The organism is Pectobacterium zantedeschiae, from assembly GCF_004137795.1.
Taxonomy (GTDB): domain Bacteria; phylum Pseudomonadota; class Gammaproteobacteria; order Enterobacterales; family Enterobacteriaceae; genus Pectobacterium; species Pectobacterium zantedeschiae.
The window spans coordinates 347493-365352 of record NZ_NWTM01000001.1 but is presented as its reverse complement, the minus strand read 5'-3'; the positions used below and the strand labels follow the sequence as shown (position 1 = coordinate 365352).

Genomic DNA, 17860 nt, shown 5'->3' with positions numbered 1-17860 from the left:
ACTCGGCTATATCGTTGCAGGAGGATTTTTCATGAGTACTTCACTCCCCTGGTGGCAAAACGGCGTGATTTATCAAATCTATCCGAAGAGCTTTCAGGACAGTACCGGAAATGGCATTGGCGACATCGCTGGCGTCACCGCTCGACTCGATTACCTGCAACAGTTGGGCGTCGACGCTATCTGGCTGACGCCGGTTTACCTTTCTCCTCAGGTTGACAACGGCTATGACGTGGCCGACTACTGTGCCATCGACCCAACCTACGGCACGATGGTCGATATGGAAAAACTGATCGCCGAAGCGCATCGACGCCGTATTCGTATCGTCATGGATATGGTGTTCAACCATACCTCTACACAGCATCACTGGTTCCAAAACGCTCAGGATCGCCGCAGCCCTTATCGTCATTTCTATATCTGGCGTGATGGTAATGACGGTGCGCCCCCCAATAACTGGCGTTCAAAATTTGGTGGCTCAGCCTGGAAGTGGCACGCGGAAAGCAAACAATACTATCTGCACCTTTTCGCCACCGAACAGGCCGATCTGAATTGGGAACACCCGCGCGTACGCGATGAATTAAAGCAGGTCTGTGAATTTTGGGCGGATAAAGGCGTAGACGGACTGAGGCTGGATGTGATTAACCTAGTCTCCAAGCAGCAGGATTTCCCATCAGATACACAGGGCGATGGGCGCCGTTTCTATACCGATGGGCCACTTATTCACGATTACTTACAGGAATTCAGTCAGGATGTTTTTCAGCGCCGCAGCTTAATGACAGTCGGTGAGATGTCATCGACTTCACTGGAACACTGCCGTCGCTACGCCGCACTGGACGGCGGTGAACTCTCCATGACCTTCAATTTTCATCATCTGAAAGTCGATTATCCCAATGGGGAAAAATGGACGCTAGCGGAACCTGATTTTATCCAACTCAAGCAGATTTTTAATCACTGGCAACAGGGCATGCACAATCACGCCTGGAATGCGCTGTTCTGGTGTAATCACGACCAGCCACGCATCGTGTCGCGTTTTGGCGATGAAGGCGAATTCCGTGTGCAATCCGCCAAAATGCTGGCGATGGTACTTCACGGTATGCAGGGAACGCCCTATATTTATCAGGGCGAAGAACTCGGTATGACTAATCCTGGCTATACGCAGATTGAACAATACCGTGATATTGAAAGCCTGAATCAATTTGCCGAACAGCGCGATCGAGGTCAGACAGATGACCATATCTTAGCGATCCTCGCCAGCAAATCACGCGATAATGGCCGAACGCCAATGCAATGGGATGACAGCGAGCATGCTGGGTTTACCACTGGCACACCGTGGATAATCCCATGCAAGAACTTTCCCCACATCAACGCGGGACAGGCGCAGGCAAACAAAGAGTCCGTCTTTTATACCTATCAGCAGCTTATTGCTATGCGTAAAGCCTTGCCGCTACTCACGCACGGCGACTATCAGGATTTGCTACCAGACCACCCCACTGTCTGGTGTTACCAGCGTGTCTGGGAGGGACAACGGCTTCTGGTTTTGGCAAATCTTGGCAAGCAACCTCAGCGCTGGCACCCTCCAATCGATACCCACGACCACCGCTGGCGGCTCTTATTTAGCAATTACTCAGATGCACAGCCGCAACCGGCAATGTTGGAGCTTCGCCCATTTGAAGCCATATATTGGATACAGGGGATGCAAGAGAAAGAGGATAAGATTCAGGAATAGAGAATATGAGGAAATGTAGCGGGCAACCCCGCTACATCGATTATCAAACGTCTTACATGAATTATTCAGAACTCGTCCTGACCTTGCTAGTCGTTACCAAAAGATAACTATAGAACAAAGGATTACAGAGCAATGTGCCATCGAGCAACGTTGACTCGGTACGGCGGAAACTAGCGCTTAGCTAACAGGAGTCCCAGCACCAGACCGACAGTGGCACCGATACCGATACCGTGCCAAGGTTTATCATGCACATACACATCAGCTTTATCAGCCACCTGCTTTGCACGCGCATAATAGCTGTCAGTCACACCAATGCGAGCTTTAACTTCCAGCAGCGCTTTTTCCGCACCTTTCTTCAAATCAACATAGGCTTGGTCTGCCTGATCGCCCGTATAGCGCAGCACCTCCTCCAGCGTTTCAGACAGAAGTTTTAAATCATCATCAACACGAATTTCTTCAGGCTGTTTTTTTGTCGCCGCCATAAAGTGCTTCCTTCTATTATGAAAAGTCATTAGTTATAAATTGTTGCCTTCTTAACTATAGACAATTTTGCGCGACTTCTACGGTTTCAATAGACCAGATCATTCCTAAAACATATTTTACTGGTATAAAAAAACGCCGCTGACTCTCATCAACGGCGTTTAATGACTCAATCTAACTCTCGCTAGTGGTTACATCATTGGCTGCGCCAATTGCACCAGAGAGATAAGCGGTTGCGGGTACAAACCAAAGAACAGCACTGCGATAGAGGAGATCAGTACAACCACACCACCAGCGGTTAATGCCCAGTTGCTTGGCGTATCACGCTGCAATACCTGCGGCGCATTCAGGAACAAGCTGACCATCACACGCAGATAGTAGTACAAGCCAATGGCGCTACCCAGAACGACCGCACCAGTCAGCCACCACAGTTCAGCATTAACACCGACAGCCAGCACGTAGAATTTACCGAAGAAGCCCAGCGTCATCGGAATACCCGCCAGCGACAGCATCATTACCGTCATCACCGCAGAGAGGATCGGCTTATGCCAGAACAAACCACGGTAAGAGAACAGTGAATCGGTATCTGCACCGCGATACGGGCTGGACATCAGGCTAACCACACCAAACGCACCCAGGCTGCTGAACAGGTAACCCACCAGATACACGCCAACCGTTTCCAACGCCAGTTGATGACTCTGAACCGCGATCAGGGCAACCAGCAAGTAGCCCAGATGCGCGATCGAGGAGTAACCGAGAAGACGTTTGATATTGGTCTGCGATACCGCCATCACGTTACCAAACAGGATCGACGCGAACGCGATAACACCTAGCACGATTCTGACGGATTCGCTGTCAGCCACCGGCGCGTACAGGAACAAACGCATTACCGCACCAAAAACAGCAATCTTACCGGCCGTCGCCAGAAACGTAGACACGGGTGCAGGTGCGCCCTGATACACATCAGGCGTCCACAGTTGGAACGGAACCAGAGACAGTTTAAAGCCCAGACCGACAATCATCATCCCCAGACCTGCCAGCAACAGAGGCTCATGGATTTGGTGATCGCTCAGGCTCTTACCGAGGCTGGCAAAGCTCATATCACCTGACTCAGCATAAATCAGCGCCATACCAAACAGCAGGAAGGAAGACGCCGCTGCCGACAGCAGCATGTATTTAATACTGGCTTCCAGCGAACGCTTCAGACGGAAGGCATAGCCGACCAGACCAAACAACGGGAGGGAAAGCAGTTCAATCCCGATGAACAGCGAAGCCAGATGGTTGGCGCTCGACAGCAGGATCCCACCTAACGCAGCAATGAGAACCAGCAGATAGAACTCATCACGGTTGTCCGGGTAGCCTTGCAGCCACGGATAGGCAAACGTACTGGTTGCCAGACTGGCAAGCAGTACCAGCCCGGTATAGAACATCGAGAAGCCATCAACACGCAGCAGCGGCGTCACGTCCGTTGGGCCAGCCTGGCCGACAAAGTACAGTGACAGCAACGCAATATTCAGGCCGATAACCGTCATGGTTGCGTTGACAAAATGGTTGCGTCGCCACGCAATGCACAGCATCACAACCACTACCGTCAATCCGACGATCAACAGCGGCGATAGCGCAATTAGTTGTTGAAGAGTTATTGTCATGGCGAATTACGGCCTTGTTGTTGAAATAATTGAATCTGGAGCAGACGACATAAACCACTGCTGGATATTTGACATCGCGGCACTGGAGGTATCCAGAATCGGTTGCGGGTAAACCCCTAACAACACCAGTAATACCACCAACAGCATCACGATAGACAATTCGCGGATCGACATACTCTTCAATGGTTCATCAGATTTAGGCGTACCGTAATAAGCACGCTGAATCATGATCAGTGAGTAGACCGATGCAAATACCAGACCGAAGGTTGAGATCACCGTAATCACCGGTACAACCTGATAGCTGCCGAACAGAATCATGAATTCGCCGACAAAGTTGCCCGTACCCGGCATACCCAATGTCGCCACAGCAAAAAACAGAGACAGCGCTGGCAGGTATTTCAGACGCGCCCACAGACCACCCATTTCACGCATGTCACGGGTATGCAGACGTTCGTACAGTTGACCACACAGAATAAACAGACCCGCAGCAGACAGACCGTGCGCAATCATCTGAATCACTGCGCCCTGATAAGCCAGTTGATTACCGGAGTAAATGGCAATCATCACAAAGCCCATGTGCGACACCGAGGTGTAAGCAATCAGGCGTTTGATATCCGTCTGTTTGAACGCCAGCCATGCGCCGTAGAAGATACCAATCACACCCAGCCACATGGCGATCGGTGCAAAGGCATGGGAGGCATTCGGGAACAACGGCAGGCTGAAACGCAGCAGACCATAAGCCGCCGTTTTCAGCAGGATACCCGCCAGGTCAACGGAACCCGCAGTTGGAGCCTGACTGTGCGCATCCGGTAACCAACCGTGCAACGGCACGACCGGCATTTTTACAGCAAACGCGATGAAGAAGCCCAGCATCAGAAGATATTCAACACCATATGACATCGGCGTTTTCAGCAGATCTTCATAGTTGAACGTCCAAACGCCGGTGGCATTGTGATGCACAAAGACCAGCGCCAGAATCGCGATCAACATGATCAGGCCGCTTGCCTGGGTATAAATGAAGAACTTGGTTGCCGCCGTAATTCTGGTTTTACCGTCAGAGCCTTTGTGCCCCCACAGCGCAATCAGGAAGTACATCGGTACCAGCATCATTTCCCAGAAGAAGAAGAACAGGAACATGTCGATGGCAAGGAACACGCCGATAACGCCGCCCAGAATCCACAGCAGGTTCAGGTGGAAGAAGCCCTGATAGCGCTGAATTTCATTCCAAGAACAGAGGATTGCCAACACGCCCAACAACCCTGTCAGCACCACCATCAGCAGCGACAGGCCATCCAGCGCAAGATGGATGCCGATACCGAAGCGCGGGATCCACGGCACATAAAATTCGGATTGCCATTGTGGTACGCCTGTCGGCGCCGTCAGTGAGTAACCGCCTTGCAACCACAGTTGCAGAGACAGAGCGAGAGTCAGCCCCATTGCAATCAACGCTATCCAGCGCGGTACTTTCGTACCAAAACGCTCTAACTGCCAGCACAGCAGACCGCCGATAAAGGGGAGAAGAATTAGCCAAGGTAGTAGCATGGCGTTTTGTGTCCCTAAATTAAAGAAATCTGAAAACTTGCCGTGGCGGGCATCCCTGTCTGCGGAATGCCCTACCTTTTATACGTTACCGGATTCTGCCTTACACCAGCAGTAACAAGCCCAGTACCAGTACGGCACCAAAGCCCATAGAAGCAACGTACCAGCGCAACTGACCATTCGCACTGAGCGCCAGCCCACGATTACCCCAGCGGGTAACGGTGGCGGGAAGGGTCATCAATGCATTTAACGGATCACGCTGCAACAGCTTCGCGATAGCCAGATACGGTTTAACAAAGACGTGATCGTACAGCCAGTCGAAGCCCCACGCGTGGAACCACCAGGTCGAGAAGAAACGGCCAGGGGCACTCTTCGCGATGCTATTCACTGCCTGACGTTTACCCAGCCACAGCACTGCGGCAAGCAGAATACCGGCAATCGCCACTACGCCAGAAGTAATTTCCAGCGTCATCAACTGGCCATGTTCAAGTTCAGTCGTCGCCGGTAATACACCGTGCAACGGCGGAACAATCATCGCACCAATAAAGGTGGACAGAATCATCAGCACAACCAGCGGTAAGTGGTGAGAAATACCTTTTCCTGCATGCGCCTTGGTTTTCTCTTCACCGTGGAACACGATGAAAATCATACGGAACGTATACAGCGAGGTCATGAAGGCACCGGCCAATCCTGCCACCATCAGGTTGATGTGACCATTTGCCCATGCGCCAGCCAAAATCTCGTCTTTACTGAAGAAGCCTGCGGTAACCAGCGGCAGTGCAGCCAGCGCCGCGCCCCCGACCAGGAAGCAGACATAAACCAGTGGAATCGTTTTACGCAGTCCGCCCATCTTGAAGATGTTCTGCTCGTGGTGGCAGGCCAAAATCACCGAACCAGAAGAGAGGAACAGCAGTGCTTTAAAGAATGCGTGCGTCATCAGGTGGAAAATCGCGGCATCCCATGCCTGAACGCCCAGCGCCAGGAACATGTAACCAATCTGGCTCATCGTAGAATAGGCCAGCACGCGTTTGATGTCGGTTTGAACCAGTGCAGCAAAGCCTGCCAGCACCAGCGTCACTGCCCCCACAATCCCCACCAGATGCAGAACATCCGGCGCCATCAGGAACAGGCCGTTGGTACGCGCAATCAGGTAAACACCTGCGGTAACCATCGTGGCGGCGTGGATCAGTGCAGATACTGGTGTTGGGCCAGCCATCGCATCTGCCAGCCAGGTTTGCAGCGGCAACTGTGCTGATTTACCGACCGCACCACCCAGCAACATCAGCGTAGCCCACGTAATTTCCGGTGAACCTTCAGCAAGCTTCTGCGGTGCCAATACCATCAGCTCGCGGAAATTGAGCGTACCCAACTCTTTGTAAAGGATGAAGAGAGCAAAGGCCAGAAAGACGTCACCTACGCGTGTAACGATGAAGGCCTTCATCGCTGCCGCGCCGTTCTTCGGATTGGTGTAGTAGAAACCGATCAGCAGATAACTACACAGCCCTACCCCTTCCCAACCGAGATACATCAGTAACAGGTTATCAGCCAGAACCAGAACAACCATGCTGGCAATAAACAAGTTGGTATAGGCAAAGAAGCGAGAATATCCCTCTTCCCCACGCATATACCACGAAGCAAAGAGGTGGATGAAGAAGCCGACGCCCGTCACCACGGACAACATCGTTACAGCAAGACCATCGAGCGTCAGCGTTACGCTGATGTCGAAATTGCCAACAGCCATCCACGTCCACAAATGCTGATTAAAGAAGGTCACGCCACCGTGCTGTTGGCCCATAAAATCGACCACAACCCAAGCGGTAACCAACGCTGCCAGACCAATCGAGCCAACACCGACGGTCGCGGACGTATTCTCCGACCAGCGACCACGAGAAAATGCCAGCAACAGAAAGCCGAGCAGCGGGAAGAGTATTGTTAAATAGAGTAAGTTCATCCGCGCATCTCACTGACTGTATCAATATTCAGGGTCTGACGACGACGATACATCTGCAACAACAATGCCAGACCAATACTGGCCTCAGCCGCTGCCAGCGTAATCGCCAGAATGTACATCACCTGACCATCCGGCTGCTGCCAGTAGCTGCCTGCGACGACAAAGGCCAGTGCGGCAGCGTTGATCATAATTTCCAGACTGATCAACATAAACAGCAAGTTACGACGAATCAACAGACCAGTCAGCCCAAGAACAAACAGAATGGCGGCTAAAATCAGCCCATGTTGTAACGGAATCATGCGCGTTCCCCCGTTATTTTCTTCTCAACGTCCTGGTTCGCGCCTTCTTTACTGACAACGTCACCACGTTTATCTTCACGACCAATGTGGAAAGCGACAACCAATCCCGCCAGCAGCAGCATTGACGCCAATTCAACTGCCAGAACATAAGGCCCAAACAGGCTGATACCCACCGCTTTCGCCTCAACAGGCGTGCCAGTGATTCCCTGCTCTTTAAGGCTAAGGATGGCGTTGACTACAATCACCAGTAACGCCAGTGAAAGAATGCTTGGACCAATCCAGACGCTGGGTTTCAGCCAATTCCGCTCTTGTTCTTCGACGGAATTACCGAGGTTGAGCATCATGACGACGAACACAAACAGCACCATGATGGCACCGGCATACACGATGATGCTCAGCGCGCCAGCAAAATTAGCGCCCAGCGAGAAAAATACGCCTGCAATCGCCATAAGCGAGGTGACCATATACAACAGTGCATGCACAGGGTTGGTATGCGTAATGACGCGCAGTGTCGCCAATATCGCAATCAAACCTGTGGTATAAAAAGCGAATTCCATGCTAGCTCCTTAGGGCAACAGGCCTTTGACATCAATAGGTTTGGCTTCGTTTTCAGCTTCGCCTTTGTCTTTCCCATCGATTGCCATACCAGCCATCCGGTAGAAATTGTATTCCGGATATTTACCCGGCCCCGATATCAGCAGATCTTCTTTCTCGTACACCAGATCCTGACGTTTATAATCGCCCATCTCGAAATCCGGCGTCAGTTGGATAGCCGTTGTCGGACACGCTTCTTCGCAGAAGCCACAGAAAATGCAGCGCGAGAAGTTGACGCGGAAGAACTCGGGATACCAGCGACCATCTTTGGTTTCCGCTTTCTGTAATGAAATACAGCCGACCGGGCAGGCCACCGCACACAGATTGCAGGCAACACAACGCTCTTCACCATCGGGATCGCGCGTCAGCACGATACGACCACGGTAACGCGGCGGCGGATTCACAGGCTCTTCTGGGTACATCCTGGTTTCGCGCTTCTTGAAAGCATTCGATCCCACCATACAGATACTGCGTATCTGGGTGCCGAAACCAACCACTAACTCTTTCAATGTCATGGTTTATTCACCCCTTCTTAAGCGTTGTACAAAATGACGGCAGCTGTCGCCAGCAGATTCAAAAGCGTTATCGGCAGACAGACTTTCCAACCGAAAGCCATCACCTGGTCATAACGTGGACGGGGTAACGAAGCACGAATCAGGATGAACATCATCATGAAAAAGCCTGTTTTCAGCGCAAACCAAACAAACGGTGGCAAGAACGGACCATGCCAGCCACCGAAGAATAAGGTCACCATCAGCGCAGAAACGGTAACGATCCCGATATATTCGCCCACGAAGAACAGACCGAACTTCATACCGGAATATTCAATGTGGTAACCATCGGCCAGTTCCTGTTCAGCTTCAGGCTGGTCAAACGGGTGACGGTGACACACCGCCACGCCTGCGATGGCAAACGTGATAAAGCCGAAGAACTGTGGAATAACGTTCCACAAATGTTCCTGAGAATCGACGATGTCACGCATGTTGAACGATCCCGCCTGCGCGACAACCCCCATCAGCGACAGGCCGATGAAGACTTCGTAGCTCACGGTCTGAGCGGAAGCACGTACCGCGCCGAGCAGCGAGTATTTGTTGTTACTCGCCCAACCAGCAAATAGCACCGCATAAACAGCCAAACCCGCCATCATCAGGAAGAACAGGATACCGATGTTAAGATCGGCGACACCCCAGGTTGGCGTAATCGGCACAATCGCGAAGGCAATCAGCATTGACGTGAAAGCGATCATCGGTGCCAATGTGAAGATCACCTTATCGGTAAAGTTCGGCACCCAGTCTTCTTTGAAGAACATTTTGATCATGTCAGCGACAAGCTGTAATGAACCGCCCCAACCTACCCGGTTCGGTCCATAGCGTCCCTGGAAGAGGCCGAGCAATCGACGTTCACCCATACTCATGAATGCGCCACAGGTCACCACAACCAGCAGAATCACGATCGCTTTTCCGACGGTGATCAGAATTTCGATTAATTCCGGCGTTAACCAACTCATTGTGCGGCCTCCCGCAGATTTTCAACGGTTGCACCCGCCAGCACCGGTGCAATACCCGGCAAGCCTAGCGGTAAACCAACCTGTCCCTGACTTAATGCCGCACTTAAGCGCAGTGGCAGACGTAGCGTTTGCCCTGCACAGGTCAACTCCAGCAACGTACCAGCGTTTACGCCCAGCGTCGCCGCATCAGCCGGGTTCACCATCACGTAAGGCTCTGGCATACGCTGCTGAATCACGTCAGAACGCTGTGACATTTCATCACTGCCAAACAGGTGATAATACGGCGCAACGCGCCACTGACCCGCTTGTGGGACGAAAGCCGCAGGGATGTTGTCGAAGTACGCCAGCGAACCTTCTCCGGCTTCGATCATACGAACACCCGGATCGCCATGACGTAAATGTCCGCCCACTTCGTCCTGGAATTTGTTCCAGGCCTGCGGTGAGTTCCAGCCCGGTGCCCAGGCAAACGGAATCTGCTGACGGTTGGCTGTCGGACTGTTGTTCCCTTCCATTGAGAAGGCAAACATCGTGTCTTTATCGACTGGCTGACGCGGTTCATGCACGCTGATATTGGCGCGCATCGCAGTACGACCACTTGAGCGGATCGGTGAACGCGACAGTTTCTGACCACGAATACGGAACGAGGCATCCGGCGCGGCATCTTTAATCGCAGCCAATTGCGGCAATGCAGCGACACACGCGTCAATCACGTTATCCAGTTGCGTCCAGTCAACCTGACGGCTGTTATAGGTGGTATACAGCGAGTGCAGCCAGCGCCAGCTTTCCAGCATCACAACTTTATCGTTGTAGTACGTTGGGTCATAGACCTGGAAGAAACGCTGCGCGCGACCTTCCTGATTCACCAGCGTACCGTCGCTTTCAGCAAAGCTGGCGGCAGACAGAATGATGCTGGCCTTGTCCATGATGCGAGTACGCTGATGGTCAACCACAATCAGGTTCTCTGCTTTTTCCAACGCCGCATCAACGCGAGCAACGGGTGCATGACGGTAGAGATCGTTCTCCAGAACCACCACGCTGTCAGCGTCACCGTTTTCCAACTGCACCAGCGCGTCATCCAGAGAACCACCACCCATAATTGACAACCCGATGCTGTTTGCAGCGGGAGCAACAAAGGTAATGCCGACGTCAGACCCGCGACTCTTCAGCGCTTTGGCAACGTTTGCCGCAGCAGAGATAACGTCCTCGCTACCGGCGTTTGTACCGGAGATGATGAGTGGCTTTTTCGCACCAGCAAGCGCCTGCACGATGATATCGACTTTCTGATCCAGACCTGCGGCCAGGTCGGTGACTGCCGGGGCGCTGCTATCTAATCCGTGTGCAATCGCAAAACCAAGACGCGCCTGATCGGCAACCGGCGCACGGTAATTCCATGCTGCAATGTCGTCCAGACGGGTGTTGTCGACGTTGGTGACAAACAGCGGGTGCTTGGCATGCTGACCAATGTTCATGATCGCCGCAATCTGCCAGTCAGCCACTTTCTGTGCTGCCGCCATTTCGCGGGCTTTGCCTTTAACGGCCTGACGAACGGCCAGCGCGATGCGCGCACCGGTCTGCGTTAAGTCTTCACCCAGAATCAGAACGGCATCATAGCCTTCGATCTCACGCAGGGCTGGCGTTCTTACGCCGCTTTCGCGTAACACTTTCAGGATCAATTGCAGACGATTCTGTTCTTCCTGCGCGATACCCGTGTAGAAGTTCTCCGCTCCCACCAGCTCACGCAACGCAAAGTTACTTTCGATGCTGGCACGCGGCGAACCTATGCCGATGGTTTTCTTCGCCTGACGCAGCACATCCGCCGCGCCTTGCAGTGCTTGATCGGCATTCAGCGCGATCCAATCACCACCACGACGCTGGAGCGGTTGGTTCGGACGGTCTTTCTGATTGACATAGCCGTAACCAAAACGGCCGCGATCACACAGAAAATAGTGGTTTACGCTGCCGTTGAAACGGTTTTCGATGCGGCGCAGTTCACCATAGCGTTCACCGGGACTAGTATTACAGCCGATGCTGCACTGTTGGCAGACGCTCGGTGCAAACTGCATATCCCATTTACGGTTATAGCGTTCGGAGTGCGTTTTATCGGTGAATACACCAGTAGGGCAGACTTCAACCAAGTTACCGGAGAACTCGCTTTCCAGCGTGCCATCTTCCGGGCGACCGAAGTAAACGTTGTCATGCGCGCCGTAAACGCCAAGATCTTTGCCATCCGCATAGTCTTTGTAGTAACGCACGCAGCGATAGCACGCGATACAGCGGTTCATCTCATGAGAAATAAACGGCCCAAGATCCTGATTGCGGTGAGTACGCTTGGTAAAGCGATAGCGACGGAAGTTTTGTCCCGTCATGACTGTCATATCCTGCAAATGACAGTTACCGCCTTCCTCACACACCGGACAATCATGCGGGTGGTTAGTCATCAGAAACTCAACTATCGTCTTACGGAATAGTTTCGCTTCTTCATCTTCAATCGCAATGAACGTTCCTTCGGTTGCTGGTGTCATACAAGACATCACCAGACGACCGCGGGTGTCTTCCGCGTTTTGATACTGTTTTACCGCACAGAGGCGGCAGGATCCGACGCTCCCGAGCGCGGGGTGCCAGCAAAAGTAAGGAATATCAAGTCCCAGAGTCAGGCAAGCTTCCAGAAGGTTGTCCGCTCCGTTTACTTCATACTCTTTGCCGTCTACATGAATAGTAGCCATAGTCAGCATGCTTCCATAATGGCCCGTGTTGCCACAGGCGCTAATCAAAAATTCTGTATACCCTCATCTTTCAAACCGCAAATGCGTTGGCTACCTGCGCCTTGAAATATATTGGGTTTATGAGGGTGGCTTATTTGCGCCACCCTGCGGATACATTCACTGCATCTCGCACGTGTTAAACACTGGCTTACCAGCGCTCTTTCAACAGGTTAGGCTGGATACCGCCAATCGTTTTGAGGTTGCCTAAATACTGTTTAGAGATACCCGCTTCGAATTCTTCCCGGAAATACTTGATGGCACTTTGCAACGGTTCGACCGCACCCGGAGCATGCGCACAGAAGGTGTTACCTGGCCCGAGGAAACGACAGAGCTGCTCCAGCGTTTCTATATCGCCAGGCTGGCCTTCGCCATTCTCCAGCGCACGCAGAATCTTCACGCTCCACGGCAGGCCATCACGACACGGCGTACACCAGCCACAGGATTCACGGGCGAAGAACTCTTCAAGATTGCGCGTCAACGAGACCATATTGATTTCGTGATCGACGGCCATCGCCAGTGCGGTACCCATACGGCTACCTGCTTTCGCAATGTGCTCAAAATCCATCGGCAGATCGAGATGGCTTTCCGTCAGGAAATCCGTACCTGCTCCGCCCGGCTGCCAGGCTTTCAGTTTCAGACCATCACGCATGCCACCCGCGTAGTCTTCCAGAATCTCACGTGCCGTGGTGCCGAAGGGCAATTCCCACAGGCCCGGATTCTTGACGCGACCAGAGAAGCCCATCAGTTTCGTGCCTGCATCTTTACTTTTACCCGCAGACAGTCCCTGATACCAAGCCGCTCCGTGTTCGATAATTGCCGGTACGTTACACAGCGTTTCGACGTTATTAACGCAAGTTGGCTTGCCCCAAACACCAGCAGACGCCGGGAAAGGCGGCTTGGAACGAGGGTTGGCACGACGGCCTTCCAGCGAGTTAATCAGTGCAGTTTCTTCACCACAGATGTAACGCCCAGCGCCCGTATGCACGAACAGCTCGAAATCAAATCCGCTGCCCAGAATATTCTTGCCCAGCAAACCAGCGGCTTTTGCTTCTTCAATTGCGCGACGCAAGTGAACAGCAGCTTCGATGTACTCACCACGCAGGAAGATGTAACCGCGGTAGGCTTTCAGCGCAAAAGCGCTGATTAGCATGCCTTCAACCAGCAGATGAGGCTCTTGCTCCATCAACAGGCGGTCTTTATAAGTACCAGGCTCCATCTCATCCGCGTTACACAGCAGGTAGCGGATGTTCATGCTTTCGTCTTTCGGCATCAGGCTCCACTTCAAGCCTGTTGAAAAGCCCGCACCGCCACGCCCTTTCAGACCAGCGTCTTTAACCAGTGAGACCACTTCATCCTGCGCCATGCCCGTTAACGCTTTTTGCGCGGCGACATAACCATTTTTGCTGCGATACTCATCCAGCCATACTGGCTGTTTATCTGCGCGTAAACGCCAGGTCAGAGGATGCTGCTCAGCAGTCAGAACAATGTCTTTACTCATTGATACTGCTCCAATAACGATTCAATACCTTCCGGCGTCACATGGCTGTGGGTATCGTCGTCAATCATCATTGACGGCCCCTTGTCACAGTTACCCAGACAGCAGGTCGGCAACAGCGTGAAACGTCCATCGAACGTTGTCTGCCCCGGTTTGATGCTGAGCTTACGCTCAAGTGCAGCCTGCACGCCCTGATAGCCATTGATGTGGCACACGACGCTGTCGCAATAACGAATAATGTGACGCCCGACAGGTTGGCGATAAATCTGACTATAGAACGTTGCCACACCTTCCACGTCACTGGCGGGGATCCCCAGCAGATCGGCAATCGCGTTGATAGCACCATCCGGCACCCAGCCGCGTTCTTTCTGCACAATTTTCAGTGCTTCAATTGACGCAGCACGCGCATCTTCGTAGTGATGTTTTTCGTGCTCAATGGCGTCACGTTCAGCGTCACTCAATACAAAAGTGTTTTCTTTTGTCAGCGAATCGGCAGCAGGTTGTCCCTGAGCGTCAATATGATCGTGATTGTTGTGATCATGCATAATTAGCGGTCCACATCTGACATTACGAAATCAATACTGCCGAGGTAAACGATCAGGTCGGATACCAGACATCCGCGAATTACAGAAGGAATCTGTTGCAGATGCGCATAGCTCGGCGTGCGAATACGGGTACGGTAACTCATCGTGCCGCCGTCACTGGTCAGGTAATAGCTGTTGATGCCTTTTGTTGCCTCAACCATCTGGAATGATTCATTGGCAGGCATAACCGGTCCCCAGGAAACCTGAAGGAAGTGGTTGATCAGCGTATCGATATGCTGCAACGTGCGCTCTTTTGGTGGCGGCGTCGTCAGCGGGTGATCCGCCTTGAACGGCCCTTCAGGCATGTTCTTGAGGCACTGATCCAGAATACGCAGGCTCTGACGCAGCTCTTCGACTTTCAGCATAACGCGGCTATAGCAATCGCTGATGCCGTCGCCTACAGGTACTTCAAAGTCAAAGTTTTCGTAGCCAGAATACGGACGCCATTTACGCACGTCGAAACCGATACCTGTAGCACGTAGACCCGCACCCGTTACGCCCCATTCCAATGCTTCTTTCGCATTGTAGGCGGCGACGCCCTGAGTACGGCCTTTCAGAATGGTGTTTTGTAGTGCAGCTTTAACGTAGGTGTCCAGACGACTCGGCATCCAATCGAGGAATTCACGCAGCAGACGCTCCCAGCCGCGTGGCAAATCGTGTGCCACACCGCCGATGCGGAACCAGGCTGGGTGCATACGGAAGCCGGTAATCGCTTCAACTAAATCGTAAATTTTCTGGCGATCGGTAAACGCAAAGAACACCGGGGTCATAGCACCGACGTCCTGAATATAAGTACTGATATACAACAGGTGGCTATTAATGCGGAACAGCTCGGACAGCATCACGCGAATCGTTTTGACGCGATCCGGCACCTCAATACCTGCCAGTTTTTCAACGGCCAGTACGTACGGCATTTCGTTAACGCAGCCGCCGAGGTATTCAATACGGTCAGTATAAGGGATGTAGCTATGCCAAGACTGACGCTCGCCCATTTTCTCCGCGCCACGATGGTGGTAACCCACATCAGGTACGCAGTCGATGACTTCTTCACCATCCAATTGCAGGATAATACGGAACGCACCGTGCGAAGATGGGTGGTTCGGACCGAGGTTGAGGAACATGAAGTCCTCATTTTCAGTGCCGCGCTTCATTCCCCACTCTTCCGGTTTGAACGTCAGCGACTCCATTTCCAGATCTTCTTTCTGCTTGGTCAGCTCGAAAGGATCGAATTCGGTCGCACGCGCCGGATAGTCTTTACGCAGCGGGTGCCCTTCCCACGTCTGCGGCATCATAATGCGCGTCAGGTGCGGGTGACCATTGAACGTAATACCAAACATCTCCCACGTTTCCCGCTCATACCAGTTGGCATTCGGGAACAGTTTAGTCATGGTGGGTACGTGCAGGTCATTCTCGGCCAACGCGACTTTCAGCATGATGTCGCGGTTACGCTCGATGGAAATGAAGTGGTAAAAAACGGAGTAGTCGGCGGCAGGTAAACCTTCACGATGGGTACGCAGACGCTCATCCATACCGTGCAGGTCAAACAGCATGACATAAGGCTTTGGCTGTTTTTTCAGGAATGCGACAACATCCAATAATTGCTCACGTTTGACCCACACAACGGGAATACCTGTGCGGGTTGCCTGTACAGTAAATGCATCTGGTCCAAAACGGTTACACAGTTCGCCAACGACCGGATCGTTAAGGTGATCGCGGGTTTGCCAGCCTGGCTGAGCGAGATCGTGCGTCGTTAAATCTGTCATAAATATGTCACCACATTAAATGTGCTATTTCTGTATCTGATAATGACCGCACACTATTATCGGGGTATTACACGGCCACCGGGTTTATCATCTACAGGTCAAATCTCATCAGGCGAACGCAGGTTAGTCACAGCGATTCGCTCGCCGCGTTTGCGCTCACGCTCAGATTGCATGTTGGCGCGGTAAACGCCCTGTTCACCCACCACCCATGACAGAGGACGGCGTTCTTTACCGATGGATTCTTTCAGCAGCAGCAGCGCCTGCATATAGGCTTCAGGACGCGGAGGGCAGCCCGGAATATACACATCAACAGGCAGGAATTTATCCACACCCTGAACGACGGAATAGATATCGTACATACCGCCGGAATTGGCGCACGCGCCCATGGAGATAACCCATTTAGGCTCAAGCATTTGCTCGTAAAGACGCTGAATAACGGGGGCCATTTTGGTAAAACAGGTACCCGCAACCACCATGAAATCAGCCTGACGTGGCGATGCACGCAGAACTTCAGCGCCAAAACGCGCTACGTCATGGACGGCGGTAAATGATGTCACCATTTCTACGTAGCAACAGGAAAGGCCGAAGTTATACGGCCACAGGGAATTCTGACGACCCCAGTTCACCGTATCGTGTAATGCATGTTCCAGTTTGCCCATATAGACACTGCGGTGAACATGTTGCTCCAGAGGGTCGGAAACGATCTCCTGACGTTGCAGGGGATAACGGTCATTCTCACCGTCCGGCTCTATGCGGGTGAGCGTATAGTCCATCTTAAAATGCCTCGCTGTTACTGCGGATGAGTGTTGGTAGTGTTGATGATGTCTGATTTAACGACTTGTCTCTTGGAACGTACCGGGGTCCAGTCAAGTGCCCCAACGCGTACCAGGTAAATCAAACCAGCCAACAGCACCAAAATGAAAATGGTTGCTTCGATGAAGCCAATCCAGCCGCTTTCTTTGATAGACACAGCCCAAGCGTAAAGATAGAGGGCTTCAACGTCGAAGATAACGAAGAACATAGCGACAAGATAAAATTTAGCAGACAGACGTAACCGCGCTGAACCTACTGAGTCAATCCCAGATTCATAAGGTACGTTTTTGGCCCTGGCCTTGGCTCTCCCACCCAGCAAGAATCCACCGGTCAGCATGAACACGCAAAGGCCTATGGCGATGATAAGGAATAGCGCAAACGCCCAATGATGGGCGAGGATTTCAGTAGTTGTTGACATTCTCTTTGCTTACTCATCAAAAGTGGCGGGTAACATCTCTGCTCTGTTATCGGCAGTTAATGCGCCACATCGATTAAAAGGAAGGATTAATAACCACAAAAAAGCATGGAAACGTATCAGGTAACCCTTGCTTGGTATGGTTGAGCCCCTAAATTTGTAACCTTTTTTTCAACCTTACTAAAAATAACAGTACATTACTTTACATGCACGCTGTTTTGTTAACATTTTGTGTCCTCACTCGTAGCTAAATCGAGTCAGTACTTCCGTTGGTTAACCAGAGTAC

General features: G+C 52.1%; 15 protein-coding genes. 1 reads left to right on the top strand and 14 read right to left on the bottom strand.

Annotated features, from left to right (window positions below):
- The first annotated feature begins 31 nt into the window (after positions 1-31).
- Entirely contained in the window at positions 32-1723 is a 1692-nt protein-coding gene (gene treC, locus CLR69_RS01695) for an alpha,alpha-phosphotrehalase (protein WP_129711819.1), read from the top strand.
- A 170-nt stretch (positions 1724-1893) separates the two neighbouring features.
- Here treC and elaB read toward each other — a convergent pair whose 3' ends face one another.
- The 14 genes from elaB to CLR69_RS01625 form a co-directional block, all read right to left on the bottom strand.
- Positions 1894-2205: a stress response protein ElaB gene (gene elaB / locus CLR69_RS01690; RefSeq protein WP_129711820.1), complete on the bottom strand. Its 312-nt coding sequence runs from the start codon at positions 2203-2205 to the stop codon at positions 1894-1896.
- A 189-nt stretch (positions 2206-2394) separates the two neighbouring features.
- Positions 2395-3852, bottom strand: a complete 1458-nt coding sequence (gene nuoN, locus CLR69_RS01685; protein WP_129711821.1) for an NADH-quinone oxidoreductase subunit NuoN — start codon at positions 3850-3852, stop codon at positions 2395-2397.
- Between the two features lie 6 nt (positions 3853-3858).
- Entirely contained in the window at positions 3859-5394 is a 1536-nt protein-coding gene (gene nuoM / locus CLR69_RS01680) for an NADH-quinone oxidoreductase subunit M (RefSeq protein ID WP_129705563.1), read from the bottom strand.
- Positions 5395-5494: 100 nt separating this feature from the next.
- Entirely contained in the window at positions 5495-7342 is a 1848-nt protein-coding gene (gene nuoL / locus CLR69_RS01675) for an NADH-quinone oxidoreductase subunit L (protein ID WP_129705561.1), read from the bottom strand.
- Positions 7339-7641, bottom strand: a complete 303-nt coding sequence (gene nuoK, locus CLR69_RS01670) for an NADH-quinone oxidoreductase subunit NuoK (RefSeq protein ID WP_005969835.1) — start codon at positions 7639-7641, stop codon at positions 7339-7341. Before nuoK ends, nuoL begins: the two co-directional genes overlap by 4 nt.
- Positions 7638-8198, bottom strand: a complete 561-nt coding sequence (gene nuoJ, locus CLR69_RS01665; protein WP_010278881.1) for an NADH-quinone oxidoreductase subunit J — start codon at positions 8196-8198, stop codon at positions 7638-7640. Before nuoJ ends, nuoK begins: the two co-directional genes overlap by 4 nt.
- Before the next feature lie 9 nt (positions 8199-8207).
- Positions 8208-8750, bottom strand: coding sequence for an NADH-quinone oxidoreductase subunit NuoI (gene nuoI, locus CLR69_RS01660; protein WP_010278884.1), 543 nt, complete (start codon positions 8748-8750; stop codon positions 8208-8210).
- Positions 8751-8767: 17 nt separating this feature from the next.
- Positions 8768-9742 carry an NADH-quinone oxidoreductase subunit NuoH gene (gene nuoH / locus CLR69_RS01655; protein WP_048259481.1) on the bottom strand — a complete coding sequence of 325 codons (975 nt, stop codon included), beginning with the start codon at positions 9740-9742 and terminating at the stop codon, positions 8768-8770.
- Entirely contained in the window at positions 9739-12465 is a 2727-nt protein-coding gene (gene nuoG / locus CLR69_RS01650; protein ID WP_129711822.1) for an NADH-quinone oxidoreductase subunit NuoG, read from the bottom strand. The genes nuoH and nuoG overlap by 4 nt, the downstream gene beginning before the upstream one ends.
- Before the next feature lie 187 nt (positions 12466-12652).
- Complete coding sequence (nuoF, locus tag CLR69_RS01645) at positions 12653-14002, bottom strand: NADH-quinone oxidoreductase subunit NuoF (protein ID WP_039298412.1); 1350 nt, start codon at positions 14000-14002, stop codon at positions 12653-12655.
- A complete protein-coding gene (gene nuoE, locus CLR69_RS01640) occupies positions 13999-14544 on the bottom strand; it encodes an NADH-quinone oxidoreductase subunit NuoE (RefSeq protein WP_129705557.1) in 546 nt (181 codons plus the stop codon). Before nuoE ends, nuoF begins: the two co-directional genes overlap by 4 nt.
- A gap of 2 nt (positions 14545-14546) precedes the next feature.
- On the bottom strand, positions 14547-16346 hold the full coding sequence (gene nuoC, locus CLR69_RS01635) for an NADH-quinone oxidoreductase subunit C/D (protein WP_129711823.1): 1800 nt from the start codon (positions 16344-16346) through the stop codon (positions 14547-14549).
- Between the two features lie 98 nt (positions 16347-16444).
- Entirely contained in the window at positions 16445-17119 is a 675-nt protein-coding gene (locus tag CLR69_RS01630) for a NuoB/complex I 20 kDa subunit family protein (RefSeq protein ID WP_005969846.1), read from the bottom strand.
- Between the two features lie 17 nt (positions 17120-17136).
- On the bottom strand, positions 17137-17577 hold the full coding sequence (locus CLR69_RS01625; protein WP_129705553.1) for an NADH-quinone oxidoreductase subunit A: 441 nt from the start codon (positions 17575-17577) through the stop codon (positions 17137-17139).
- Positions 17578-17860 lie beyond the last annotated feature (283 nt).